The sequence below is a fragment of the Micromonospora haikouensis genome (genome assembly GCF_000876225.1).
Taxonomy (GTDB): domain Bacteria; phylum Actinomycetota; class Actinomycetes; order Mycobacteriales; family Micromonosporaceae; genus Micromonospora; species Micromonospora haikouensis.
Genome location: NZ_JXSX01000001.1, coordinates 1,065,064 through 1,089,771, shown reverse-complemented (window position 1 = coordinate 1,089,771; position 24,708 = coordinate 1,065,064). Strand labels below are relative to the sequence as shown.

Here is a 24,708-nt window from a genome sequence, read left to right as displayed (position 1 = left end):
TGCGGAAAGAGATAGAGCACCGCCTTAGGAAACCGATGCTCTATCCCCTGAGCTACGGGGACGCGAGGGCCTAGTCTCGCGACCTGGGGGTTCACCTGGGGTGGCAGGGAGTGGCCCACGTCCACCCACGGCACCCGGACCCCCCGTTCACCCAGCCCAGGACCACAGCTCAAGCACACGAAACCCCCGTTTGCGACCACGATCGGCTGTGGTGACCCGCGTTGGCGTCGGTTGACCCGGGCTGGCATCCGCTGGCGGAGTCTCTACGCGACTTCGCACAGCGCCAGCTCAGCTAATCTTGGTTGTCTGGGCTGGTAGGGGGTCTTGTCGCGGATGCAGGCCCAGAGGACGTTGAGGCGTTGTCCGGACAGGGCGGCGAAGCTGGACATACTGAACACCCGGCGCAGGCCGCGATGGTAGCGGTGGGGTCGGATCTGGTGGCCCTGCCGTCGTCCGGAATCACGGGAGATCGGGGCGAGGCCGGCGTGGGCGGCAAGTGCCGCGGGGCTGGCGTAGGTGGTGAGGGTCCTGGCGTGGGCGAGGAACTCGGCGGCGAGGGTGGTGCCGATGCCGGGCAGACTTGTGACGATCTCCCCCGGGTCGGCGAGGGCGGCGAACGCGGCGAGGAAGAAGGCCCGTTTGAGCTGCTTGTTGCCTCCGCGAGGTGGGTGTTCGCCGCGGATGCTGCTGCCGGATCGTCGGGTCACTGGGGCGAGGCCGGCGTAGGTCAGCGCCTCACCGCCGACGACCACCCGCGGCACCGCGGCCAGTGCCTGCGGCTTGGCGACGTCGGCGAGCAGGTGCGCCGGGGTCAGCTTGACGAAGCCGAGCCGGCCACCAGCCAGCGTGGCGGGCGGCGCGCCGCGCTGGTCCGCACCTGCCCGACGGCCGGCTCTACGTCGATCTCAGGGCATGGCCACCACGTCGTACTGATCACGAGCAGCGCCCACCTGCCGGAGCCGAACCCGCACCACCAGTTCGACGTCTGTCCGGTCACCCGCGCCGACTCCACGGCCTATCTGCGGTGCACCGCACGGCCAGCCCGGATGGCCGCCGAGGCCCAGGCTCTTGCGGCACCGTAATCAGCGGCCGGCTGGGTCGCCGCGGCCCTGATCCGGCCCGGTGGCGGGCGGCTCCCCGCCACCGGGCCGGATGCGGGTCAGCCCGCCGTACCGGCCGGCTCGGCGGCGCCGAAGTAGTCGGGCCGGCTCACCCAGGCCTCGCTGACGAACATGACGCCCGGACGGTGGGCGAGGATGTCGCGCAGGCCGGTCACGACGGCGGTGGCCCGGTCGTACGGCAGCACGACGATGACCATCACCAGCCCGGCCCGGTCGTTGAAGAGCAACCGGCCCTCGTGGGTGCCGTGGTGGCCGAAGCCGGAGACGCCGCTGAGGCTGGTCCAGCCGCTGACGCCGGAGGCGTGCAGCAGCGTCCGGACGGCGTCGGCGTCGTCGGCGCGGGTCACCACCTCGACCTTGACCATGCGGGTCAGTCCCAGCTCGTTCATGCGGTCGGCTCCTTCTCTGCGATGGGGGACGTGGATCGGACCTGGACCGGCTCGACGGTCCGGGGACGGGTGGCGGGGAACGCGGGCACGGCCTGCCAGGTGCCCGCCGGTCCGGGTTCCCACCAGCGGTCGCCGTGCGGGTCGCGGACGGTCAGCGAGATCCAGCTGCCGTCGACCAGCTGGCGCAGGGCGGGATTGCGGTTCAGCACGGCGTCCACCAGTGCGGTCGGGGCGTACACCACGCCGAGCAGGCGCAGTGGCTCGTGGACCAGCTCCTCGCCGGCGCCGACGGACTGCCAGGGCAGGCCGGTACGCAGGTCGCCGCCGGTGCCGGAGAGGACGCCCAGCCCGTCGCCGAGCACGGTGTGCACGGTCTTGGTGCCCGCGCCGAGCCGCTGCGGCTCCACGCTGGAGAAGTAGTACTGGAGATTGATCCAGGCGGCGACCACCAGCGGCCCGGTCATGATCGCCTCCAGCGCGGCGGCGTCAGGGTCGGTGGACCAGTCGTACGAGTGCAGGAACGTCCGGCAGCCGAGGTCGAGTCCGGCGGTACGGTCCCGGGGCGCGGCGACGAAGGCGGCATTGCCGGCGAGCGCCCACTCCGGCCGGACCTGCGCCCAGTCCAGCGCCCGGCCGGGCAGCCGGGTCGGGCCGGGGCGGTCGGGCAGCCGGGTGGCCCGTTCGGCCCGCAGCCCGGCGCTCGCACCCGCGAGGTAGGTCGACAGCGCGTCGACGACCGGCCGGTGGGTGGCCGGGACGGCGTCCGCGTCGAGCAGGCGTACCTCGTCGGTGACGGTGTCGTGTTCGCCGGCCAGGACCAGCGTGTGGTCGGGGATCTCGATGCCCCGGGCGGTGAGCGCCGCGCGTACCCGGGGGTTGTTGAGCAGGGTGGCGGCGAGGCGGGCGCTGACCCCACCACGGTTGCCGCCGCAGGCGCCACAGTCGATGGCGGCGGCGTACGGGTTGTTGCTGCTGGTCGCGCCGTGGCCGCAGAGCAGCAGCAGCGGGGCGAAGTCGGCGGTGAGGCCGATCGTGCGCAGGGTCGCCTCGGCGTAGTAGACCTGCTCGTCCAGGGTCAGCGCGGCGTCCAGCTCGGCCGTGGTGGCCGCGGTGTCCTCGACCGCGGGGGCCAGTCGGCGGGGTGTCGCCAGCCGCAGCAGCAGGGCGGCGGTGGCGAGCAACCCGGCCACCTCGACGAAGGCGAACGCGCCGGCCGGGCTGGCCTTGGCCCCGCCGAACGCCCGTCGCCAGGCCTGCCGTACCCGTCGGGGTTCGGTGCCGGCCGACGGTTCGGTGACCGTGGCGACCGGCGCCATCAGCACTGGGCAGCGGTCCCGGCCGCGGCGGGCGCCGTCGGCCAGGGTGCGGACCGGCAGGCCGAAGAAGCCGGCGAAGCCGAAGGTCCACACCGGTCCGGCCGCCTCCATGTGCCGGCGCAGCCCCTCGCTGCGCACGTCGATGCAGAACACCGCCTGGGCCAGCGGCGCGCCCGGCGATGCCGGGGCGGACCCGGCGCGGCTGAGGCGGTGCCGCAGCCGCCGCCGGTAGGCGTGTTCGGCGGCGGCCAGCCAGACCTCCGCCTGCCGCTGCGGGGACAGCTCGGTCAGCGTGTCGTGCAGCGCCGACAGGACGTCCTGCGGGAGGGCGGCCACGGTGGCGGCGTCCAGGCCGAGCAGCGCCGCCAGCCGGGCCAGCGCGGCGGCGTCGGCGGCGTCCGGTTCGACCGCCACCGGGGCACGCGTCGCCGCGGCGACCAGGTCGACGGCCGGGCCGACCCCGAGCCGCCGCCGGGCGGCGGCGCCACCCAGGGTGAGCTCGTAGCCGAGGCGTACGGCGAGCAGGTCGGTGACGGTCAGTGCGGGCCGCTGGCCCGGGTGGCCCTGGGACCAGCGGGCGTAGCCGGCCCAGCCGGGCAGCCGCAGCAGCGACCGGGACAGGTAGGCCGCCCACCGCTCCGCCGGCACGCCGAGGGCGCGCAGCAGAACGGCGAGGGCCCGCTCCGGGGCGGCGGGCAGGGCGTCGACCAGGTCGCCCAGGCCGGGGACGCCGGACCGGTCAGCCGCCGCGACCTGCCGCCACCGCGACCAGCAACCCTGCTCCTCGGTGCCGGGGACCGGCCAGGACGCGGCCGGCCGACCGCAGTGCGCGGCGCACCAGCCGGCCACCAGGTCGTCGACGTCGGCCCCGATCCGGGTGCCCAGGGCGTCGTCGAGCAGCTCGGCGAGGGTGCGCTCGCCCACCAGGTCGGGGGACGACGGGGTGCCGGTGGGTCGGGTGGCGAGGCGGCGCCGGGCCGCGTCGAGCAGGTCGGCTTGGGGCAGCGGCCCGTCCAGCACCGGGTGGCGCAGCACCAGCATCCGCAGCTCGGCGCCGTCGACCAGCCGGCCGTCGAGCGGCACCGCACCGGTCGCGGTCGCCGCCGGCAGGGTGGCCAGCGCGGCGGCCAGGTCCGCCTCGCCGATCTCACCGTCGCGGAGCCGCTGCCGCCACTGCGCGGCCGGCAGGTGGGTGCGTACCCCGCCGAGCTCGCGCAGCCGGGCGGTGGCCGCCTCGAACGGCGTGCGCTCCAGGCCGGCGAGCGGGTTGACGGCGATGAAGCTGTCCAGCGGCCAGGTCGCGGCGACGTGGTCGGCGGCGACGGTCACGGCGGCGGCGGCGCGCGCGGCGTCGGACGGGCCGGCCCCGGCCAGCCCCGGTCCGCTCACCGCTTCGGCCGCCCGGGCCGGGAGGGCCGGGCGGCGAGTCGGCAGCCGGCCGTCCCGCCACGCCCACCACCACAGCCCTGCGGCCCGGCGGCGCCGGACGACCACGCAGAGCAGGGTGACGGCGGCCAGCACCGCCGCCGCACTTGCCACGGCGCCCGGCGTCACCGCCGAGGGCAGGGCCAGCCAGTCGGTGGCCGCCCGCCCGGCGACCAGGTAGCCCCCGGCCAGGGCGACCACCGCGCCGGTGACGGCCGCTGCGGTCCGGGCCGGCAGCCGGCGGTCGGCCAGGGCGGCCCGCAGGGCGGCGATCCCGGCGGCGCCGGCGAGGGCTGCGGTGAGCAGCCCGGTCGCCGTGGCGCCGAGCAGGGTCTCGGTGAGCCCGAGGACGGCGACCAGGACGGCGGTGGCCACGATCATGCGCTGGCGGGGGGCGGGGCCGACCGGCTGTGGCGCCTCGGCCGCCTGCGATCGGGCCTGCACGGTCCCGCCGGCGGAGAGGAACGCGTACGCCTTGTAGACGCCATGCCCGACCAGGTGCACGGCGGCCAGCCCGAAGGCGCCCAGCCCGCACTGGGCCAGCATGAAGCCCATCTGCGCGACGGTGGAGCGGGCCAGGGCGCCCTTGACATCGGTGCGTACCGCGGCGAACAGCGTGCCGGCGGCGGCGGTGACCAGCCCCACCAGCAGGGCCGCCGGGAGCACCCCGGGCGCGGCGACGACGACCGGCGCGAACGTGATCATCAGGAAACCGGCCACGTTCACCATCCCGGCGTGCAGGAAGGCCGAGACCGGGGTGGGTGCATCCAGGGTGCTCGGCAGCCAGCCGTGCACCGGCACCTGGGCGGAGCGGACCATGCCGGCCACCAGCAGCAAACCGCCGGCGGTCGCCAGCAGCCAGCCGGGGGCGTCGCCGGCGACGGCCCGCACGTCGGCCAGGTCGGCGCTGCGGGCGGCCGTCGCCAGCAGGGCGAAGCCGGCCACCAGGGCGAGGTCGCCGAGAAGGAACAGCCGCCGGATCCGGCGGACGGCGGCGCGGACGCGGTGCTGGTCACGGTGGTAGCCGATCAGCCCGACGAGGAGCCAGCCGGCGCCGATCCAGCCGGCCGCGAACTGCACCAGGCTGGGTGCGGTGGCCATCACCAGGGTGGCCACCGCCGCGCCGGCGACCCGGGCCTGGAAGCCGGCCATTCCCGGCTCGCCGTCGAGGTAGCGCCGGGCGTAGCCGGCGACCACGGCGGCGATGCCGCTGACCAGCAGCATGAAGAGCGCATCGAAGCGGTCGACTCGTACCCCGATGCCGAACGGCACGCCGGCGATCTCCGGGCGGGCCGCCACCCCGGCGGCGACGGCTCCGGTGGCGACGCTGACGAGCAACCCGGTGGCCGCGACGGCGGCCAGGGCGAGCAGCAGCCCGGCCGCGCGGGCAGCCCGCCGCGAATCCGGTACGACCAGTGCGCAGACCGCTGCGGACGCGGTCGCGAACAGAACTCCTGTGGCCAGTGCGACGGACATCGCCACCTCCCTCTAATACACGCACTGTAGAACACGATTTGTAATTCGTGTATCGTGAGGCGTACGACAAGTCGGCTGACGATGCAGGAGCGGCGATGAACGTCCCCGATCCCCCCGACCGCACACCCGACCCTGGCGCCACCCTCGCCGCCCTGCGCGCGGGCCACGCGCGCTTCCGCGCCGGCCACCCACCGGCACCGGGGTCCGGACCGCTCGCGGCGGTCCTCGCCTGCGCCGACCCGCAGCCCGAGCCCGGGATGCTGTTCGGCGGCAGCGAGCTGTTCACCGTGCGCACGGCCGGACTGAGCGTCGGCCCGGCCGTGCTCGGCAGCCTGGAGTACGCGGTCACCCAGTTGCACCTGCCGCTGCTGGTCGTCCTCGGTCACCAGTCCTGTCGACTGGCCTGCGGCAACGGCGACGGCCGGGTACGCGCCGTGGTCGCCGCCCTGCGCCACCGGTCCCCGCTGCTCGACGCGGCCGTCCGGTCCGGCCGGTGCGCGATCCACGGCATGACGTGGGACGAGAACCGACAGCTGGTCAGGTCGGTCCGGCGCAACGAGCCGGCACCCGTACGCCGGCCGGCCCGGTCCCGGCCGCCGAGCCGCCGCGCCGCGGGGATCCCCTGACCGGCGGGTCGATTCAGGGGTTGCAGCGCGGGCACCACCGCGGATCCGCCGGCGCCTCCGCCGGGCTGGTCAGCCGGTGCCCGCACAGCGTGCAGCCGAGGATCCGCCCGGCGGCCAGCTCGGTCGGGGTGCGACAGTCGGCGCACGGCAGGCCGGTCTCGACCCCGGCCACGCCGAAGCCGGGCGCTCCGCAGGCCGGGCAGGGGATGGCCAACCGTTCGGCCAACCGGCCCGCCGCCTCGGCGATCACCGCCATCCGGCGCGGATTGTGGTGGGCCCGCAGGTCCGCCGCCACCCTGACGCGTCCGTCCGTGCTCGCCTCGACCGCGCCGGCCACCGCCGCCAGCAGTTCCGACACCCGGACGATCCCCTTCACCACCGGGTACGAGGCACCGTCCGGCACGGCTGCGGGTCGGACCGTCACCGCGTGCCCGGGCAGCCCGATCGTGCGGGCGAAGCCGAGCAGCGCGCTCCGGTCGGCGCCGTCGGTGACCAGCTCCCCGTGGTTGGCGACGCGGGCGCAGGCATTGACCGAGCGGGACGAGCAGCTACGGGCGTTTCACGCCGCCGGCTGGCGGCCGGTGGATCTGCAGCGCGTCACCGGGTACAGCCGGGAGACGATCCGTCAGGCGCTCCGACCCGAAGTCCGGCGTCACCTCGACCGGTCCGGGCACGCCGAGCACGACCTGAACCGCCCCGCACACCTGGCCAGCATGTACAAGGTGGTACTCACCGAAGCCAGCACGGTCGAGGACCTGAACACCTGGCTCGACGCCGACCTCCTCCGGCGAGTCTGGCCCACCCTCTGGCTGCCACCCCAACTCCGCCGGCGATGGGAGGAGGCCTTTCCCGAACTCGCCGCGACCCGAAGCAACGCGGCATAGCGGTGGACCCCTTCCACGAACGACTCGCCCGTACCGGGCTCGCTCGAAGCCGACCGTGAGCGAGTCGACCATGCGAGCGGGCAGCGGGCTGCGGTCGACGGGGCGGTGGCATGCAACGAGAGGCGTACCTCGACGGCGACGAGTACTTCGGCGGCTTCTACGACACCAGCCTCGCCGACCTGGAGGTGCCCTACGACGACCACAGGTACCTCGTCGTCGACAGCTACCCCCGACGCATCGATCTTGGTCGACTGCTGTCTTACCCGGAGCCTCACCCTCATCGATCTCCGAGCCTGCCGCACCCCCTCCGACCTGCAAGGTCAGCTTGGAAGAGGCTCAGGGAACGTGTCAGGAACTGCCCGCCGCTTCCGTGGCGCTTCCGCGGGTTTGAGCGGCGACCATGGTGACGAGGGTGTCGATCAGCTCTTCGGCGGTGGTGTGCCATTTGTCGCCTTCGAGCTGGCCGGTGAGTTCCATGCCGGCGATGCCGTCGGCGCTGGCGAGGAGTAGGGCGGCGTATCGGCGGGCGTGGTGTTCGCCGGTCACGGCGGCGACTACTTGAAGGGATTCGTCCTGCGTTGGCTGGGCAGCCCGGGCGAACGCGGTGGGATCGCTGGCGGGGCTGCTGAACATCAGACGGTAGAGATGGGGTTGGCGGCGGGCGAGGTTGATGAAAGCGGCGAGGAGGGCCCGCAGCTTTGCGGCCGGTGTAAGGCTGGGGTCTCGGTGGATGGCGCCGATTCGTTGACCGAGTTCGTCCCAGGCATGGCTGCCGACCGCGATCATGAGGTGTTCTTTGTCCGGGAAGTGCCGGTAGGGGGCTCCACGGGTGACCCCTGCCCGCGCTCCAACGGCACGGAGGGTCACGGCTTCGAGGCCGCCCTGGTCAAGCAGCTCGGCCGCCGCTTCGAGCAGGGCCTGGCGTGTCGCAGCGGCGGTTTCAGCCCGGATCATCCGTTCATCCTATGGCCGGGTTAGGACGCCTTTGCCGACCGTAGGCGATGGGTTGTGGCTACCGGCCCCTGAGGGTGCTACGGCTGTTCGGCCAACGACTCAAGGTGGTGGCCCAGGTTTCGCTCGAGGTCGTCCATCCCGATCTGGGCGATGAGTTTGCCGACGGCCCGCCGTCGAGCCTCGACGCCAGGTCCCGTGGTGGCTCGGGCGGACTCCACGAACGACGCCAGCAGGTTCTCCTCCGGCGGCAAGGTGGAGCGGTTCACCTGGGTTTTGACCGCCGTGATGGCTTGCTTGTCGAAGCTGGCGATACGCCGGGCCACAGCGTTGACGAAGTCGTCGAGTTCGGCGTCGGGGATCGCCCGGGTGACCCAGCCGTACTGCGCGGCGCGGTCCGCGTCGTAGTCCTGGCCGGTCAGGAGTACCTCCAAAGCCCGGTCGCGGCCGAGGAGGTGCGTCAGTCGTTCGGTACCGCCGGCGCCGGGGACCAGACCGAAGCCGACCTCGGGCTGGCAGAAGATCGCCTGTTCCCGGCTGGCGTAGCGCAGGTCGAAGGCGGCGGTGTACTCCGCGCCGCCGCCACGGGTACGTCCCCGGATCGACGCGATGCTGACGAACGGTGCGGCAGCCAAGCGCATGCCGAGTTCGACGAACCCGGGCAAGGGCCCGCTGCCGGCCATGTCCGCGATGGCCGGGATCTGGTCGCTGTCGACGTGGTTGAAGAAGTATCCCGGCGTTGCGCTGTCGAAGATGACGACGCTGACCTGTTCCTCGCCGCTCAGACGGTCGACGATGTCCAACAGCTCAGCCACAGTGTCCGCGCCGATCAGGTTGAACGGTGGACTAGCGAAAGTGACTCGACGCACCTTCGACGTCTGGTCATCCACTGTGAACTGCTTCATGGAGATTCCTTCCGCTGGTCGGACGGCGTAGACGCGAGATTCAGCGGCCCATGGTGTGGGAGAGCGCCATCTGCCGGAGTCCTTCTTCCACGGTGATCGCCGGCTGATAGCCCAGTCGAAGTCGTGCTCGGGTGATGTCGTAGACGCGGTCGCGGCCCATGAACGAGATGATCCAAGGGGTGAGCGGTGGTGCGGTGGCGCTGCGACGCGCCTTCGCGGCGGTCTGCATGAGCGTGGCCAGAGGTGAGGCGACTGCCCGGGGAACGCTGTTGGCCGCGCTGACGTCGATGCCGCGGGTGGCCAGCAGAGGGGTGAAGAAGTCGCGGGCGGGGCGAGGGCTGCCGTCGGTGACGTAGCAGATCAAGCCGTGGTCCCCACGGTCGAGTGCCAGCGTGATGATGTAGGCGAGGTTGTCGACGTGGCAGAAGTCGACCATGTGCCGCCCTCCGTCGATCCAGGAGAATCGGCCGGCTTCGACGGAGTCGATGAATCCCTGCAAGGTGTGGGTCATGCCCTGGCCCCACAGGAACGGCGGCCGGATGACGACCAGGGACGTGTTCCCGTGCGGCAGGACAAGCAGTTCCTGCTCGGTGCGGAGCTTCACGCGGCTGTAGGCGATGTTCGCCTTGCCCGTGTCGGAGTTCTCGTCGACGGTGTGGTCGTGATTGGTGCCGGTGGAGACACTGGCCGCGGACACCAAGACGAATCGCTTGACCCGTGCGTCCACGGCGGCCTGGTAGAGGGCGCGGGTCGGCAGAAGGTTGCGGTCGACGAAGACCTGGTCGGGTCCCCAGAAGGCCATGAAGGCCGCCGAGTGCACCACGGCGTCGACCTCGCCGAGAATCTGTAGCCATGCAGGCCCGCTGCCGGGCTTGACCAGGTCCAACAGGTCGCCGCTGACCGGGAGCCCGCCGGCCGATGTGATCGCGTCCGCGGCGGTCGCGGACCGCGCGAGCGCGTGCACCGTGTGCCCGTCGTTGACCAGCCGCCGGAGGACTGCTCCTCCGGCGAAGCCCGATCCGCCCGTGAGAAAGACTTTCATCGATACTCCTCGACGATTGCGTAACGCCCATGGCATACGTGCGGATGTCGACCCCTGCAGACCGAGGGCCCGGCGCTGCAAGGTGACGGCGTCATCACAGCCAGCGTAAGCAATCGAGATGACACCGTCAACGCTTTGGGATGACTTTGTCATCAGCGGGATGGCTCGTTGCCGACTCACGCCTCCTCGAACGCCGACAACCCGTCGAGGAAAGCAGCCGCCAGGGCGACCCGGGTTGGCATCCGCCGGCGAGCACCCACCGCGCACTTCATCGAGGTTCATCCATAGATTTCCGCTCCAGCGGCCCCTGTCGTGCCGTTGTCAGCGGGTAGGGTCTCGGCGTGACGTCGAGCGTCGGCCCCGGGGCGGACTTGCCGCCCGAGTGGCGGCGGTGGACGTGGGAGCATCCCGTTGGTCCGCGTTGGCTGCTGCTGGGCGACGTCGACCTTGAGGGCTCCTGGGCAGACGATGCCCCGCTGGCGCTGTGCGCGGAGATCGAAGGACTGTTCGTGGACCTGCCGCCGCGGTCTCGGGAGCGGTTCACGCTCGTCGGCTGTACGCCGGTCGGCGCGCTTGCCGCCCTTCTCGATCGGCTGCCCGCCGAGGCGCTCGGCACGGATCATGCCTGGCTGGGCGGCCTCGTCGTGACAGCGTCCCCGCCACCGTACTGGTGGGGCGAGCATCTCGGCGACGTCGTCGTGCTGGCGCAGCGCCCGAACGCCACCGTGCCGGGAACCGTAGACATCGACCTCAGCGGTTTCGTCCGCGTCCACGACCGCACGGAAGCCGTGATTCGTCCCGGGCAGGTGACCGAGTTCGTGCTGCAGGGCCCGGACGAGGAGCCTTACGGCACGTGTCGGGACGTCACCGGGGTGTTCCGCGATCAGGCCGCGCCCACGGTGACGCAGGTGCGGCTGCTCGGCTGCCGGCCGGAATCTGCCCTGCTGACCAAACTCGATGCGCTCGGCCAGTCGACCAAGGCCGGTCTGCGTCGCCGTCGGATCAGCGCCGACGTGCACGCGGTCGCTGCCGACGGTTCCGCCAGCCGGGTCATCGGGGCGATGGTGTCCGGCACGATCGACACCAGCGAGCCGTCGCGGATCGGGACCGGGCTCCTCGACGTGACGGTCAACAGCGAGATCGGGGAACCGATGCCGACGGGGATCCTCGGCATCCTGGAGCGTTGGCATAACGGAAGGCCCGCTGAGAGGAATCTGTGGGCTGGCTACGGCCGGGAGTTACGCCATCATTGGGCCGGCGTGGCTCTCGCCCACCGATCTGTTGCGCCGGATCGGCCGGCAGGTGTCACGTACGACCTCGACGGTCGTTTCGTGACCGACATCGAGGGGTTCTACTGCGCGATCGGTGAGGCGATCAACGGACCGGGCGGATACTTCGGGTGGAACCTCGACGCCCTCGATGACTGCCTATCCGGAAGGTTCGGTGCTCAGACACCGTTCCGGCTGGTGTGGCACGACTCGGCCGTCGCCCGTGAACACCTCGTTACCGGCTACGATCGGCGTCTACTGGGTCCGGCGACCACCCTGGAGTACCTGCTCGACATGCTTGCGGCGCATCAGGTCGAGATCGACTTGCGGTGAGCTGACAGTCGACGCCGACAACCGCCGCGTCACCCAGCCGAGCCCGACGAGGGAGTTGGACACACGGTGGCAGGCCACCGCCACAAATCTCCCATGACCGGGCGTGCTCATGTCGCGGCCATCCTTCCGGCAGCAGGCGGGAGGCGGCTTCGGGTCAGCGGGTGCGCTCCTCGTCGGGGTTGTCGATGTGGACACCGAGCGCTGCGGCGAGGGTGTATGACAGGGCGATGAGGTCCTGGTGGGCGAGGATCGCGCCGGTCATGCTGGTCACGCCGCCGATACCGGTGAGGTCGCAGCGGGCGAAACGCGCACCGTCCATGCTCGCCTGGGAGAACTGCGCGCCGGTCAGGTCGCAGTCGGTGAAGCGGGCGCCGCGCAGGTCCGCGTTCTGGAAGTCGGCCCGGGTCAGGTTGCAGCCCTCGAACGCCACGCTCGAGAAGGTGGTGAACCGCCACGACGACAGGTCCAGCCGACTGTCCGAGATCGTGACGTCCCGCAGCGCCCCGTTGACCCACTGCAGGCCCGTCATCCGCGCCGTCGACACCCGTACGCGGAGCATCGACGACCTCTGCGTCCGTAGGTTCGCCAGGTTCGCGCTCTCGAACACGCAGTCGGCGAACCGCGCCGCCTCCAGCCGGCTGCCGCTGACGTCGGTGCGGGTGAAGCGGCATCGCGCGACCTCGATCCCGTCCGCCGTCCGGCCGGACAGGTCGAGGTCGCCCAGGTCCAGCCGCTCGAACGTCACCTCGTCCCCGATGGTCAGGTCCCCGCCTGCGGTCAGGTCCGGTGACGCCGGCAGTTTCGGTGCCGCCGGAGTCCGCCATCGGGCGGCACCACGAGCGGACGTACGCGCGACCATGCCGCGCACGCTAGCCGAGCCGGCAGCGACCCGCCGACGGCGGCACGCGGGCGGCTACGCGGTTCTGGGCCGCCGCTGCCGGATCTTCTCGTCGGCGGCTTCGGCGGCGTCGTGGCGCATCTTCCTCGTAACGCTCTGGTAGGTGTCGCGGGTGAGGGTGGTGGTGGGAGTGGCCGAGTTGTTCGGAGGTGTGTTCGTCGTTGCCGCGGATCACGACCTCGATGCGGCCGTCGGCCGTGGAGCCTCCCACCTCGAGCCGACCGCCGAATCCCATCCGGAGCACGCCTGTCCCGTGTGGCGCGCACACCGCCCGGGCCTCGATGGGCGTTCGCTTGCGGTCGACTTCGTCGGCGATCGCGCGCCAACTCTCGGCAAGGTCGAAGTCCGCGGGCCGGTGCACGGGATCGCCGGTCGGGTCGGCGGACGACACGCGGTCGATCCGGAAGGTCCGCCGACCGGCCTCGGTGTTGGCGACGAGGTACCACGACGGGCCTTTGACGACGCTGCCGCCTCGGCCTGCACCCGGAAGGGTTCCGGCAGGGCTTGGACGAGCTTGCGCAGCGCCGGCAAGCCTGCGGATGGCGCTCCACACCCTGCGGGCATCCCGGCCATGGTCAGGTGGGTGCCGGCCTGGTCGGGCTACCCCGCCCGGAGGGTGAGCAGGGTGATCTCGCTCGGCGCGAAGATCCGGAATGGCGGACCCCAGAAACCGGTCCCCCGGCTCGTGTAGAGCTGGGTCCTGCCGTGCCGGCTGAGGCCCTGCACGACCGGCTGGTCGAGCCGGACCAGGTAGTGGAAGGGCCACATCTGGCCGCCGTGGGTGTGCCCGGACAGTTGCAGATCCACGCCGGCCGCGACCGCGTCGTCGATCTGCTTCGGCTGGTGCGCCAGCAGCAGCACGGGCAGCAGCGGGTCGGTGCCGGCGAGCGCCGCGGCGTGGTCGGCGCGGTGACCGGCGACGCCGGACGAGGCGGCGGTCACGTCGTCCACCCCGGCGACGACGAGCCGGGCGCCACCGCGCTCCACCACGAGGTGCCGGTTGTGCAGGGGCTCCCAGCCGAGTGTCCGCATGTGGTCGACCCAGCCCTGCGCCTGGCCGTAGTACTCGTGGTTGCCCGTCACGTACACCCGGGCCAGCCGGGCCTGCACAGTGCCCAGCGGCGCCGCCTGCTCCCGGCGCTGGTCGACCGTTCCGTCAGCGATGTCGCCGGTGTGGCAGACGATGTCGGGGGCCAAGCCGTTGACCACCTCGATCGTGCGGGCGGACCAGCGGGCCCGGTCGATCGGGCCGTAGTGGGTGTCGGTCAACAGCACCACCCGGACCCCGTCGAGACCGGCCCCCAGCCGGTCGATGGTGACGTCCACCCGCCGGACCCGGGGCACCCGCATCGCCTCGGCGTAGCCCCAGACGGCCAGGACGACCGAGACGACCGCCGCACCGGCCGCCACGTATCGGGACCGCACCGGATCGGCGACCCCCGCCGCGGCCAGCGGGAGCCGGGCCACATTGCCGATCAGCGCCCAGACGAACAGGATCCACACCAGGCCAAGCAGTGTGTCCCCCGCGCGGGCCGCCGCGTCCAGCCGCCGGCGGCCGTGCCCGAGATACATCAGAACGGGGAACGCGACCAGCGCGACGACGAACACGCTCGTGCCGGCGGCCACCACCGCCGTCGGCCACCGCGCCGCCACCGTCAACGTCCACCATGGCAGCCCGAACAGCAACGCCAGGACCGCGATCAGCGTCGCCCCGGACACCAGCGGTCGCAGCGACCCTCGCGTCGGCCGAACCTGTACGGCATCGCCAGCAGCCATCGCCGTCCTCCCGTCGGGTCCGTGCAGCATGACACGGTCCGGGCCGGATCGACCACGCCCGAGAACCGGGACGGATCCGGCCCGTGGGTGCCGATCCGCGACCCGGGGGCGCCTCGACTCGGGTACGTCAGCGGATGGCGTACGACGCCCGGGCAGAGAGCCTGCGCCTGATCGTCTACTGCCAGGTCCAACCCGACGAGGACGTGCTACCACCAGGGCTGGTCCGCGAGTGACGGCCCACAGCTGACCAGTTCGGGAACGTTGCCGGGGGCGCATCTCAGGATGCGGAGGATCGACACGGGAGGCCTCATGTGTGCGGGGCGTCGAGGACGCAGTCCACGGCCGTGTAGAGGGTTTCGGTTTCGGACCTCAGGATCGAGTCCTCGGCGGGCAGGGCTCGTTCGACGGAGAGCCCTTGGAGGAGGGTGAGCAGAAACCTTACTCGGCGTGCGTGGTCTTCCCGGGGGATCGCGCCTTCGTCGGCGAGAACAGTCAGCCAGTACTCGACACGGCGCCCCCCTTCCCGCTCCAAGGCGAGATACGCCGCGCGTACCTCCTCGGTCGGTTCGGGTGCGATGAACATCTGGTACGCCTTGCCCCACGCCTCACGCGCCTGCTTCCCGACGCCGGTGGGAGCGAGCACCTGCCGGAGGCAGTTGACCAGTCGATCCCGGGCGGGTAGCGACCGGTCGTGGATCGGGTCATCGGGGAAGACGTGGTCGTAGATCCTGGCGAGCACCGCGTCCTGCAGCGCCCGCTGGGTCGGAAAGTGGAACCTGAGCGAGCCCGTGCTCACCCCGGCCCGTGCCGCGACCGCACGCACGCTCAACCGCGCAGTCAAGTCTTCCGCGAGCATCGCCGCCGCAGCCGCGAGGATCCGTTCCCGTGAGCCGGTGCTCCCGTCGTCCCGTGCCATCTGCCACCTCCTAGTACATCGTACTAGCACGCCGTGCTAGCGTTGCCACTAGTACAGCGTATTAGTGGGAAGCGGCGATCGACGGCGAGTGAGGAAACATGATCGAGGAGTGGCGGCGACAGCGGGCAGTCAAGCGCATCACCGGCGGAGACGGGCGGGCGTTGAAATGCCTCCGATGGTGGCAGCTGCCCTTCCGCGCGCTGTTCCACCTACCGCTGCCGCACGGGGGCGGCCGGCAGGCGGTCTACGCCGTCGACATCCCACGCCGGACCGACCCGGAAGGCGGCAAGGCAAGAGCGCACCTCTATCTCGACGGCAGGCACCACGCCGAGTCCGTACTCCCGGCCGCCTTCCCCGTCCAGGGCGGCACCATCGAGGTGGCGATCAGTGCATTCGGGCTCAAGCGCTGCCTCTACGTCACCACCGCCGGCGCGGAGCACCAGCTCATCCCTGATCCGAAATCCGCCGAAGGTCGCCGCGCCCGCATCGAACGCGAGCACCCGACGCTGAGCCGCTCGATCAGTTACCTCTCCGTGCTGTCGCCGAGAACATCGGAACTTTCGAATCGCCCGTCCGGCTACCGGTCTGGCTCAACTTCGCCCTCGCTGTCGGGGCCGTCCTGGGGAGCACCGAGCGGGCACTCCGCCTGCGTCACAGCGTGCTCGACCAAGCCGGGAAGTAACCACATCCACCAGAGGAAGCCATGACCACGATGAACAAGCCGACCTCGCTACTCACTTCGGCCGAGCCCCGAAACGGGCCGTCAGTCCCCACCGGAGTGGAGTACCACCGGGTCCTCGCCGGCGACAAACGCCGGATCGGTCGCGGCGTTCTCGCCATCATCCTCCTGCTGGCAGGGCTCGTCATCTTCCCGACGGTCCTCGGCAGGGCGGCTGCGCTGATCGACGTACGGATGGGCAACACCCCGCCGATCCTGGGCGGCACCGACTACACGCCGCTCTACCATGCCAGCTCGATGCTCTCCCTCGGCCTGCTGATTCCGTGGAGCATGCTCATCCAGCGGTGGCTCTACGGGGTGCCCGGCGCGTCCCTGCACTCCGTGACGTCGCGGTTCCGCTTCGGCCTGCTCGGCAGGTCGCTGCTCATCTTCGGTCCCGCCTGGCTGGTGGTCAACGCCCTCGGAGCCCTTACGCCCGTCGAGGAGTTCCCCTGGTCGCAGACCGACCTCATCGCCATCCTCCTCGCCACGATGCTCCTCACCCCGCTGCAGTCAGCCGGCGAGGAGTACGGCGTGCGTGGGCTGATCTTCCGCGTGATCGGAAGCTGGACCCGCAGCCCACGGGCGGGACTGGTCGCCGGGGTGCTGCTCTCGAGCGTGCTGTTCACGGCGGCACACGGCGCGACGGATCCGTACATCATCGTCTGGTACTTCGTACTCTGGACCGGACTGGCCATCATCACCTGGCGCACCGGCGGGCTGGAGATCGCGGTCATGCTCCACGCCGTCCTCAACACGTTCACGTTCGTCCTGGCCACAATCCTGCGGGTGGACCTCGGTAGTGCACTGCAGGACCGCTCAGCCGGAGTCGGCACGCCGTATCAGCTCGTACCCACCTTCACTGTCATCGTCATCACCGCAATCATCTGGTGGCGCACCCGCGAAACAGGGCCAGCGGTTGCCTCAGACCGCAGTCGAACGCCAGGTCACGCGCGGTCGTGACGTGGGATCGCCGACGGGTGGTTCCGAAAGCGGCTGTCGTCGAACTGTGTCCACCACGCCAACAAGCAGCCGGAGTGCAACCACACCTCGACTCTGGATTGAGAGCACGATGTCCTCCTGGATCACCACCCCGATCACCGCCGACCTGCTGCGCGGAGCGCTCGACGTGCAGCGCACAGCCTGCGGTGTGCTGCCGCACCGGCTGCCCGCCTGGGCGCGCGCCCAGAACACCGACGGCCAGCTCGCCATGGTGGAGGCTCAGCCCGCCGGCGTGCGGCTGGCCCTGCGCACCCGCGCGACCGTGGTCGAGGTGGACACGCTGCCCACCCGATGGACCTACATCGGCCTGCCGTCCCGCCCGGACGGCGTGTACGACCTGCTCGTCGACGGCCAGCTGACCGACCAGGCCAGCGTGACCGGCGGGGACACGGTGACCATCGACATGACCAACGGGACCATGGAGCGCCGCTCCGGTCCTCCCGGCACCGTCCGCTTCACCGGGCTGCCCGACCGGGTGAAGGACCTGGAGATCTGGCTGCCGCACCATGAGACCACCGAACTGGTCGCCCTGCGTACCGACGCCCCGGTAGCGCCCGTACCGGCATCGGGCCGCCGGGTGTGGCTGCACCACGGCAGCTCGATCAGTCAGGGTTCCAACGCCACCAGTCCCACCGCCACCTGGCCGGTTGCCGCCGCGCGCCTCGGCGGCGTGGACCTGGTGAACCTCGGCTTCGGCGGCAGCGCGCTGCTCGACCCGTTCACCGCCCGCACGATGCGGGACGCCCCGGCTGATCTGATCAGCGTGAAGATCGGCATCAACCTGGTCAACGCCGACGTGATGCGGCTGCATGCCTTCACCCCGGCGGTGCACGGCTTCCTCGACACCATCCGGGAGGGCCATCCCACCACGCCGCTGCTGGTGGTCTCCCCGATCTATTGCCCGATCCACGAGGACACCCCCGGCCCAGGCACGTTCGACCTCGCAGCCCTCGCCACCGGCGAGGCGCGGTTCCGGGCCACCGGCGACCCGGCCGAGAAGGCGAGCGGCAAGCTCACGCTCAGCGTCATCCGGGAGGAACTGGCCCGGATCACCGCGCAGCGGTCGTCGGACGACCCGAACCTGCACCACCTCGACGGCCTCGACCTCTACGGTGAGGCCGACTTCGCCGCGCTGCCGCTGCCCGACCAGCTCCACCCGGACACCGCCACCCACCGGCGCATCGCCGAACGCTTCGCGAAGCGGGTGTTCAGCGCCGACGGCCCCTTCGCGGGACCCACCTCCTGAGCGTGCTCGTCGTTCAGGTCGGCGCTACACGCCGGCTGCCGTGGTCACCGGCGATGCGACGCGGCGGGGCCAGGTCCAGGCGGAGCGCAGGATGAAGGCCAGGAGCACCACCTCGATTCCGATGGAGAGGCCGTAGAAGGAGGCCCAGTCCCAGGACTCCCCCACCGCGTTGAACACCGTGACGGGGATGTACAGCGATGCCACGACGAGGTTCGTGGTGCGGTTCGCCCGGGCGGGTAGCGTCATGGAGAGCATCACCATCAGGGCCGGGATCGAGATCAGCGCGAGGAACACGGTCATCAACGCCGGGCTGATGTCGAACTCGAAGACGACGCCAACCAGGATGCCGTCGATGGTCCCGGGCTTGTAGAGGTGGAAGTAGTCGACGTAGATGTAGAGGAACATGAAGCTGGTCCATGCGGCGGCGAGCTTGGCCTGCACGGGGACCGGCGGGTTGTCGAGCAGGTTCGGGGTTGTCGTTCGGATGGTCATCGGTTCTTCCTCCGAGAGGAGTGGTCCGTCCGCCCGAGTGGCGGCAGGTCTGGGTCGTACGCACGGGGTGAGTCGTGCTCGCCGGTCCGGTCGTCAGACGGTGACGACGACCTTCCCTCGGGTGTGGCCGGCCCCGACGTACCGGAGGGCGTCGGCTGCTTCGTCGAGGGGGTAGGTGCGGTCGATGACGGGCGTGATCTGCCCGGTCGCGAGCAGGTCGGCCAGGGTGAGCAGGTCCTGGCGCTTCCCGACGGACGTGAAGGGCTTCAGCCGCTGACGGGTGAACCCGGACAGCAGGCGCGCCTTGGCGATCCGGCCGAGGGGGCCGAGCCAGCGGCCGCCGCGTCCGCTGTTGGGGATGAGGGTGCCGGTGGGCGTCAGCGCGCGGCGGACAGCCGCCAGGGGCTGTGCTTCGACGTTGTCGAGGATGACGTCCCAGCGCTTCTCGGTGCGGGTGAAGTCGGTCCTCGTGTAGTCGACGACGTGGTCGGCGCCGAGCGACCGAACCAGGTCGACGTTGCGGGGGCTGCATACACCCGTCACCTCGGCGCCGAACGCCTTGGCGATCTGCACGGCGAAGGAGCCCACGCCGCCCGACGCGCCCGTGACCAGCACCGTCTGGCCCGGTCGAACGTTCGCGATGTCGCGCAGTGCCTGCAACGCCGTCATGGCCGACGTGGGCACCGCTGCCGCGTCCACGGCCGACAGGTTGGCGGGCACGGGCACGAGGTTGTCCGCCGGGACGCACGCGTACTCCGCGAGCGCTCCAGCGGTGCTCCAGCCGAACACCTCGTCGCCGGGGCGGAGAGCGGCGACGTCCTTTCCGACCGCTGCCACGACGCCGGCGAGGTCCCTGCCAGGGATCCCGTTACGCGGCCGGCGGAACCCGAACACCAGGCGCACCACGTACGGCTTTCCGGTCATGACGAAGTAGTCGCCAGGATGCACTGAGGCCGCGCCCACCTGGACGAGCACATCGTTTCGACCGGGCAGCGGAAGCCCGACCTCGGACGACTCGAGCACCGAGGGCGGGCCGTAGCGGTGCTGGACGGCGGCCCGCATCGTCGCCGCCTCGGCCGGACCGGCCCCTGGCACCAGGCGTGCTGAGGCGTTCGATCGCTGTTCGTTTCCCACAGGACCTCCTCGCGTCCGAGCTGCGGCCCGCGCCGACTCGTACACCGTACGTCGTACACCGTACTATCCTCGTACGGTGTACGATTGTCAAGCCGTCCGAGGGAGCGAGGAGACCCGTGTCTGCCAGGAAGCAACGCCAGGTCGCGTCAGACGCGGGGCTCAGCAAGCAGCGGGTGGTGGTCGAGGCGATCCGGCTCGCCGACCGCGAGGGGGTCAACGGGCTGAGCATGCGCCGGCTGGCTGGCGCGCTCGGCGCGGGAGCGATGTCGCTCTACCACTACGTGGCGAACAAGGAGGAACTGCTCGACGCGATGATCGACGTCGTGTTCGAGGAGATCGAGCTCCCGCCCGAGGAAACCGACTGGCAGTCGGCGATGCGACGGCGGGCGGTATCCGCCCGACAGGTTCTCGCACGCCATCCGTGGGCGATCGGCCTGATGGAGTCCCGGACATCCCCGGGGCCCGCGCACCTGCGCCACCGCGAAGCGGTCACCGCCTGCCTGCGGAGGGCCGGCTTTTCGGTTCTGATGGCGACACACGCCAACTGGCTGCTCGACGTCTACGTCTACGGGTTCGCCCTGCAGGAAGCCAGCCTGCCGTTCGACACCGCCAACGAATTCGCGGACATGGCCAAGGACGTCTTCCTCCCCCAGCTTCCTCCCGACGAGTTCCCCTACCTCAACGAGTCCGCCGCGGCGCTCGTCGCCGCCGGCTACGACCCGGCAGAGGAGTTCATGTTCGGGCTCGACCTCGTCCTGGCCGCCCTCGAACCCCTGAGAGCCTCCGCATAGCGACGCCGACGGACCGTCGCGCGCCCTCTTGTGGGCGGAGCTCCGCCAGCGACAGGGTCGGGCCGCTACAGGAGTTCATCCCGTCGCCCGAGCGTTCGGGATGAAGACCCATCAGATTGCCGCCCGCACCAGGATGCCCCGCCCCGCGCGGTCACCCGCCCTGCAGGGTCCCCTGCAGCTCAGCTGGCGCCCGCATCCGCCACGCATCGGTGATCAGTTCGGCCAGCCGCTCGACCGACACCTCGGTGAGGCGCAACATCACCAAGGGAAAGCCGTCGTAGCCGGTCGCCGTGAAGAACAGGTCGGGCTCGCCGAGGAGCAGCGCCTGCTTCTCCGCCTCATCGCCGACGTAGAGCACCGCGATGTCGGTGCGGATGACCCGCGGTCTCCCCGGCAGGCGTTCCGGATAGGACCAGACGAATCCCTTGTTCTCCACCCGGAAGTCGAAGCCGTCGCTGTCGATCTCCACCACGTGGGGCAGCGCGAGCGCCAGACGGCGCACATCGTCGGCATCAGCCATCCGCAGAGGCTACAACGACGCCTGAGGACGAACGTCCTTCCCCAAGCATCCAACACTGGCGATCCCGGGGTCGCCCGGTGCCGCGAGGTCACCTGTCGCCTCCGGTGTCGGTCGGACGTACCGCATCCACCGCCGCCACGGCGTCCAGGTCGGCGACAGGCCGGCGGGGCTGCCCTGCCGCAGCGAAGGTTTCCCGAGCCACCTGGTACTGCCGCAGGGTCGCCTCCGCGATACGGTCCCAGGAGTACGCCGCCCGCGCGTGGGAGCCGGCTCGTTCGCCCAGGGTGCGGGCGCGGTCGGGATCTGCCAGCACCCAACGGATCCATCCGGCCAGCGCGATGTGGTCCTCGGGCGGAGTGAGGATCCCGGTCTCCAGGTGGTCGATCTGCTCGGGGATCCCGCCGATCCGCGCCCCGATGACCACCTTGCCGACGGCCTGCGCCTCGCAGACGGCGATGGGGAAGGGATCGAACCTGCTCGGCACCAGCGCGATCTGCGCGTCCGCGTACAGCGTCTCCAGCCGGCTCCTGGCCACGTAGCCGAGGAAGGTGACCCGGTCGCGCACGCCGAGCGACCGTGCGAGACCTTCCAGTTGGGGCCGGGCCGGGCCGTCGCCCGCGACCACGAGACGGACGGGAAGATCGCGCAGCAGGCTCAACGCCGCGATCGACAGGTCACAGCCCTTCTGGTGGACCAGTCGTCCCACCTGGAGAAGTTCGACCTGTCGGGTTCGCGGCCCGCCGAGCGACGACGCCGGGGCGTCCCGGGCGGTGTCGTGGAACTCGGTCCCGTTGGGGATGACGACGAGGTTCTCGACCGCCCGGCCGACGGACGTACGGACCCCCCGCGCGAGGGACTGGCTGACCGCGATGACGACGGTGCTGCGCTCCAACCCCCACCGTTCGAGCCGTTGTTCGTAGTCGAGCATGACCCGGTCGGAGGTGTCCTCGTCGAGGTGGGTGCCGCCCGCCGAACGGTCGTAGTGTTTCGTCATGACCAGCGGGAGATCCCACAGGTCGGCGACGGCACGTGCCGCCAGGACGGCTCGCGAGTCGTGGCAGTGGACCAGGTCGAAGCCGGCGGGCAGCTTTCCGGCGGCCGCCGCCATGCCCACGTTGCGGTGCAACATGCTCAACGTGGCCGACGCCTCACCGGGGAGGGACAGGATCTCCGCGCCGAGCGTCCCGCAGTAGTGGTCGTCACCGTCGCGGCCGCTCTCCGGTTTCGACCCCGTCGTGATGACCGTTACCGAGACGCCCAGCCTGCGCAGAGCCCCGGCGAGGGCTGCGGCATGCACTCCGATGCCGCTGCGGGGCCGGGGAGGGTAGTCACTGCTGATCATCAGTACACGCATGCCGTCAACCGCCGGGGAAGGAGACGAGGGCTCTTGAGGGGGCGAAGCTAGTAGTGACCCAGCCGCTGGATGTCGTCCGACCGGGGATCGAGGCGCTTCCAGTCCGTCACGAACGACGGGGCGAAGCCCAGTGCGGTCAGGATCCGTTCGCCCCCGGACGCCTTCTGGAGCGAGCCGTGCAACAGCGCCTCGTTGATCACCAGAGCGTCCCCGGCCCTCGCCCGGACGAATTCCAGCGACGGGAAGTTCTCCCTCGTGAGGGCCGCCCTTGGGTTGCCTGTCTCCGAGACCCACGCATTCGGCGAACCCGAGTCACCGTCCGGAAACCAGGCGAAGTTGGCCTTGTGCGATCCCTGCAGGTAGCAGAAGGGTCCATCGTCGTCACTCAGGACGTCGCTCAGATAGATCAGAACCTTGACGAACATGCAGTAGAGCTTCCCGTCATGGAACGTGTGCATATAGCTCATGTTCCGTCGGGCAACCCGGTCCCCCGCGTAATGCAGCACCTCGCCGCTGCCGTTGTGGAGATAGAAGACGCTCTGCCGGGTGCGCCGCAGCGCATAGCTCTCGATGAGCCGGTACGGCTGGTTGACGAGCGGTTCCACCAGCGCCCGCACCGCCTCACTGGCCGCCAACTCGGCGAAGTGGGCGCTGTTCCCCACCAGGTCTTCGACCTTCTCCTTCTCACCGTCGCCGAGTGCCGCCGTCGACGACAGACGCCGCACTTCGGCCCGGCACACCTCGACGGCGTCAGGGGAGAGGAACCCGGGTATCCGCAACAGCCCCATGGTGTCGAACAGGTACAGCTCGCGAGTGGACATCGGCTGCGTCTGCGACGGAGGGATGAGCATAGGGCCTCCTGAGGTCACGACCTCGGTACGGTCACCCGGCAATTCGCCGCGCCGCTGGACAAGGGCCTCGTGGAACTCTGGGTGTGGTCCGGCGACCCCGGACCAACTCCGAGCGTAGGAGGGGGCAAAGTCCGGACGGCGACACTGGCAGGTTCATGCCAGCCCGCCCGCCCAGCTCGGCGTGGACGCAAAGGGCTAACCGGCGAATTCCCCGGGCACCGCCGCGCCCTCGTTCGGTCCACCGTCTCGACGCGTCCGGCTGAAGAGGAGGCCCTGAACAGCCGCCTCGTATCCCGCCTGGAAGCGGCTCTGCGCGCCGAGACGGGTCATCCACCGCGCCAGGCTCCGGCGATAGGTGCGCAGGGACATGCCGACCCTGCGTGCGGCGGCCTCGTCCTTGAAACCGCTGACGAGCTGGTGCAGCACCTCCCGGCTCAGCGACTCGGTGGACTCGTCGCCCGGGAACTCGGCGGGCAGGGCCAAGGCATGCGCGTGCATCGACCGAAGCATGAGCCCCAGGAAGGGAAGTTCCCGGCCGGCGAGGCCGCCACTGTCATACCCGCGCTGGTTCAGGGCGGACATCAGCAGTCTTCCATCCACCACACTGAGTCGCGGCAACGATTCCGAAGTCGTGAAGACGGATGCGCCGGAACGGATGAGCCGCCGGACCGCCCCGTCGATGGTCGTCTCACCGACCCGGCACTCGGCACTGACGTATGCCTTGACCCGAATTCCCGCCCGCGCCAGCCGGCACCCGGCGATAACATCCAGCGCCGGCCCCGTTCGCTTCCACTCGACGGGCAACGCCAGCAGAAGCTCGTGCCTGCTGCCGGCAATGGCCCGGTAGACGACCTCGGGACCGACCATCCTCATTTCCAGCGGACCAATGACGTCGCCGAGAACGGACCGCCCTCCAGGCGGCGCAGGAAGAAAGTCGGCAGACCCGCCATCGTCGCGACGGCGACCTCTCGGAAGTGCGGAATCGTTGATCAGATTGCCGTCAGCGCGCACTTCTCCTCTTTTCATCCATGCCGCGACTCATCATGGATCCCACTGCGACCTCGGCAACGGCGCCCAACGCGCCGAGCCGCGGATCGGCTTTATCGCCCAGCACCGACAGTCAGCCAGCGGCAAGCGTTCTTCCCGGCCACCCGCATAGCGGATATACCTTAGACGCAGTGACGAACACCGATCTTTCCATACGTCGACGCGTGATGTCCACAGTCCTTGTCGGAAGGTCATTCCACGCTGGCTGGATGCCCGACGTCACGGGT

Annotated in this window: 23 protein-coding genes and 1 pseudogene; 7 read left to right on the top strand and 17 right to left on the bottom strand. The window is 70.8% G+C overall.

All coding sequences use genetic code 11. From position 1 onward, the window contains the following. Window positions 1–263 precede the first annotated feature (263 nt). The 3 genes and pseudogenes from TK50_RS04960 to TK50_RS04945 form a co-directional block, all read right to left on the bottom strand. A pseudogene (locus tag TK50_RS04960) lies at window positions 264–728 on the bottom strand (transposase); the annotation flags it as partial. A gap of 431 nt (window positions 729–1,159) precedes the next feature. After that, complete coding sequence (locus TK50_RS04950; RefSeq protein WP_043961671.1) at window positions 1,160–1,510, bottom strand: DUF190 domain-containing protein; 351 nt, start codon at window positions 1,508–1,510, stop codon at window positions 1,160–1,162. Then, window positions 1,507–5,727, bottom strand: coding sequence for a putative inorganic carbon transporter subunit DabA (locus TK50_RS04945; protein WP_063838546.1), 4,221 nt, complete (start codon window positions 5,725–5,727; stop codon window positions 1,507–1,509). Before TK50_RS04945 ends, TK50_RS04950 begins: the two co-directional genes overlap by 4 nt. A 95-nt stretch (window positions 5,728–5,822) precedes the next feature. Here TK50_RS04945 and TK50_RS04940 point away from each other — a divergent pair, with 95 nt between their 5' ends. Continuing rightward, entirely contained in the window at window positions 5,823–6,353 is a 531-nt protein-coding gene (locus tag TK50_RS04940; protein ID WP_043961670.1) for a carbonic anhydrase, read from the top strand. A 13-nt stretch (window positions 6,354–6,366) separates the two neighbouring features. Here the strand turns inward: TK50_RS04940 and TK50_RS31990 are convergent, their stop codons facing one another. Continuing rightward, window positions 6,367–6,819 carry a DUF6671 family protein gene (locus tag TK50_RS31990; RefSeq protein ID WP_338390901.1) on the bottom strand — a complete coding sequence of 151 codons (453 nt, stop codon included), beginning with the start codon at window positions 6,817–6,819 and terminating at the stop codon, window positions 6,367–6,369. Between the two features lie 22 nt (window positions 6,820–6,841). Between TK50_RS31990 and TK50_RS04930 the strand changes: the two genes are divergently transcribed. Further along, window positions 6,842–7,237, top strand: coding sequence for a hypothetical protein (locus tag TK50_RS04930; RefSeq protein WP_082106371.1), 396 nt, complete (start codon window positions 6,842–6,844; stop codon window positions 7,235–7,237). 348 nt (window positions 7,238–7,585) lie between these two features. Here the strand turns inward: TK50_RS04930 and TK50_RS04925 are convergent, their stop codons facing one another. From TK50_RS04925 to TK50_RS04915, 3 genes are all read right to left on the bottom strand, one after another. Continuing rightward, window positions 7,586–8,191 carry a TetR/AcrR family transcriptional regulator gene (locus tag TK50_RS04925; RefSeq protein WP_043961669.1) on the bottom strand — a complete coding sequence of 202 codons (606 nt, stop codon included), beginning with the start codon at window positions 8,189–8,191 and terminating at the stop codon, window positions 7,586–7,588. Window positions 8,192–8,268: 77 nt separating this feature from the next. Next, a complete protein-coding gene (locus tag TK50_RS04920; RefSeq protein ID WP_043961668.1) occupies window positions 8,269–9,093 on the bottom strand; it encodes an enoyl-CoA hydratase/isomerase family protein in 825 nt (274 codons plus the stop codon). A 40-nt stretch (window positions 9,094–9,133) separates the two neighbouring features. After that, window positions 9,134–10,135, bottom strand: coding sequence for an NAD-dependent epimerase/dehydratase family protein (locus tag TK50_RS04915; RefSeq protein WP_043961667.1), 1,002 nt, complete (start codon window positions 10,133–10,135; stop codon window positions 9,134–9,136). 341 nt (window positions 10,136–10,476) lie between these two features. Between TK50_RS04915 and TK50_RS04910 the strand changes: the two genes are divergently transcribed. Beyond that, complete coding sequence (locus tag TK50_RS04910) at window positions 10,477–11,736, top strand: barstar family protein (protein ID WP_241773924.1); 1,260 nt, start codon at window positions 10,477–10,479, stop codon at window positions 11,734–11,736. A 154-nt stretch (window positions 11,737–11,890) separates the two neighbouring features. Here TK50_RS04910 and TK50_RS04905 read toward each other — a convergent pair whose 3' ends face one another. The 4 genes from TK50_RS04905 to TK50_RS04895 form a co-directional block, all read right to left on the bottom strand. Next, on the bottom strand, window positions 11,891–12,595 hold the full coding sequence (locus tag TK50_RS04905; RefSeq protein ID WP_043961666.1) for a pentapeptide repeat-containing protein: 705 nt from the start codon (window positions 12,593–12,595) through the stop codon (window positions 11,891–11,893). 10 nt (window positions 12,596–12,605) lie between these two features. Further along, a complete protein-coding gene (locus TK50_RS32770; protein ID WP_241773923.1) occupies window positions 12,606–13,187 on the bottom strand; it encodes a helix-turn-helix transcriptional regulator in 582 nt (193 codons plus the stop codon). Window positions 13,188–13,234: 47 nt separating this feature from the next. Beyond that, a complete protein-coding gene (locus tag TK50_RS04900) occupies window positions 13,235–14,410 on the bottom strand; it encodes a metallophosphoesterase (RefSeq protein WP_043961665.1) in 1,176 nt (391 codons plus the stop codon). A 307-nt stretch (window positions 14,411–14,717) separates the two neighbouring features. After that, entirely contained in the window at window positions 14,718–15,326 is a 609-nt protein-coding gene (locus TK50_RS04895) for a TetR/AcrR family transcriptional regulator (RefSeq protein WP_043961664.1), read from the bottom strand. Window positions 15,327–15,424: 98 nt separating this feature from the next. Here TK50_RS04895 and TK50_RS32765 point away from each other — a divergent pair, with 98 nt between their 5' ends. The 3 genes from TK50_RS32765 to TK50_RS04880 all read left to right on the top strand — a co-directional run bounded on the left by TK50_RS32765 (window position 15,425) and on the right by TK50_RS04880 (window position 18,292). Next, entirely contained in the window at window positions 15,425–16,033 is a 609-nt protein-coding gene (locus TK50_RS32765) for a hypothetical protein (RefSeq protein ID WP_241773922.1), read from the top strand. Beyond that, entirely contained in the window at window positions 16,030–17,007 is a 978-nt protein-coding gene (locus TK50_RS04885; RefSeq protein ID WP_043961662.1) for a CPBP family intramembrane glutamic endopeptidase, read from the top strand. Before TK50_RS32765 ends, TK50_RS04885 begins: the two co-directional genes overlap by 4 nt. Window positions 17,008–17,116: 109 nt before the next feature. Next, a complete protein-coding gene (locus TK50_RS04880; protein WP_043961661.1) occupies window positions 17,117–18,292 on the top strand; it encodes an SGNH/GDSL hydrolase family protein in 1,176 nt (391 codons plus the stop codon). Window positions 18,293–18,316: 24 nt separating this feature from the next. Here the strand turns inward: TK50_RS04880 and TK50_RS04875 are convergent, their stop codons facing one another. Further along, window positions 18,317–18,784 carry a DUF6326 family protein gene (locus TK50_RS04875; RefSeq protein ID WP_043961660.1) on the bottom strand — a complete coding sequence of 156 codons (468 nt, stop codon included), beginning with the start codon at window positions 18,782–18,784 and terminating at the stop codon, window positions 18,317–18,319. A 93-nt stretch (window positions 18,785–18,877) separates the two neighbouring features. Then, entirely contained in the window at window positions 18,878–19,846 is a 969-nt protein-coding gene (locus TK50_RS04870) for an NAD(P)-dependent alcohol dehydrogenase (RefSeq protein WP_043963840.1), read from the bottom strand. A 188-nt stretch (window positions 19,847–20,034) separates the two neighbouring features. Here TK50_RS04870 and TK50_RS04865 point away from each other — a divergent pair, with 188 nt between their 5' ends. After that, on the top strand, window positions 20,035–20,709 hold the full coding sequence (locus TK50_RS04865) for a TetR/AcrR family transcriptional regulator (RefSeq protein WP_043961659.1): 675 nt from the start codon (window positions 20,035–20,037) through the stop codon (window positions 20,707–20,709). Between the two features lie 151 nt (window positions 20,710–20,860). On the opposite strand, the gene TK50_RS04860 is transcribed toward TK50_RS04865, so the two are convergent. The 4 genes from TK50_RS04860 to TK50_RS31985 form a co-directional block, all read right to left on the bottom strand. Continuing rightward, window positions 20,861–21,229, bottom strand: coding sequence for an MmcQ/YjbR family DNA-binding protein (locus tag TK50_RS04860; protein WP_043961658.1), 369 nt, complete (start codon window positions 21,227–21,229; stop codon window positions 20,861–20,863). Window positions 21,230–21,317: 88 nt separating this feature from the next. Next, on the bottom strand, window positions 21,318–22,583 hold the full coding sequence (locus TK50_RS04855) for a glycosyltransferase family 4 protein (RefSeq protein ID WP_043961657.1): 1,266 nt from the start codon (window positions 22,581–22,583) through the stop codon (window positions 21,318–21,320). Between the two features lie 47 nt (window positions 22,584–22,630). Further along, window positions 22,631–23,434, bottom strand: coding sequence for a phytanoyl-CoA dioxygenase family protein (locus TK50_RS04850; protein ID WP_043961656.1), 804 nt, complete (start codon window positions 23,432–23,434; stop codon window positions 22,631–22,633). Between the two features lie 195 nt (window positions 23,435–23,629). Continuing rightward, window positions 23,630–24,445 (bottom strand): response regulator transcription factor, encoded by an 816-nt coding sequence (locus TK50_RS31985; protein ID WP_144420160.1) that lies wholly within the window; start codon window positions 24,443–24,445, stop codon window positions 23,630–23,632. Between the last annotated feature and the right edge of the window lie 263 nt (window positions 24,446–24,708).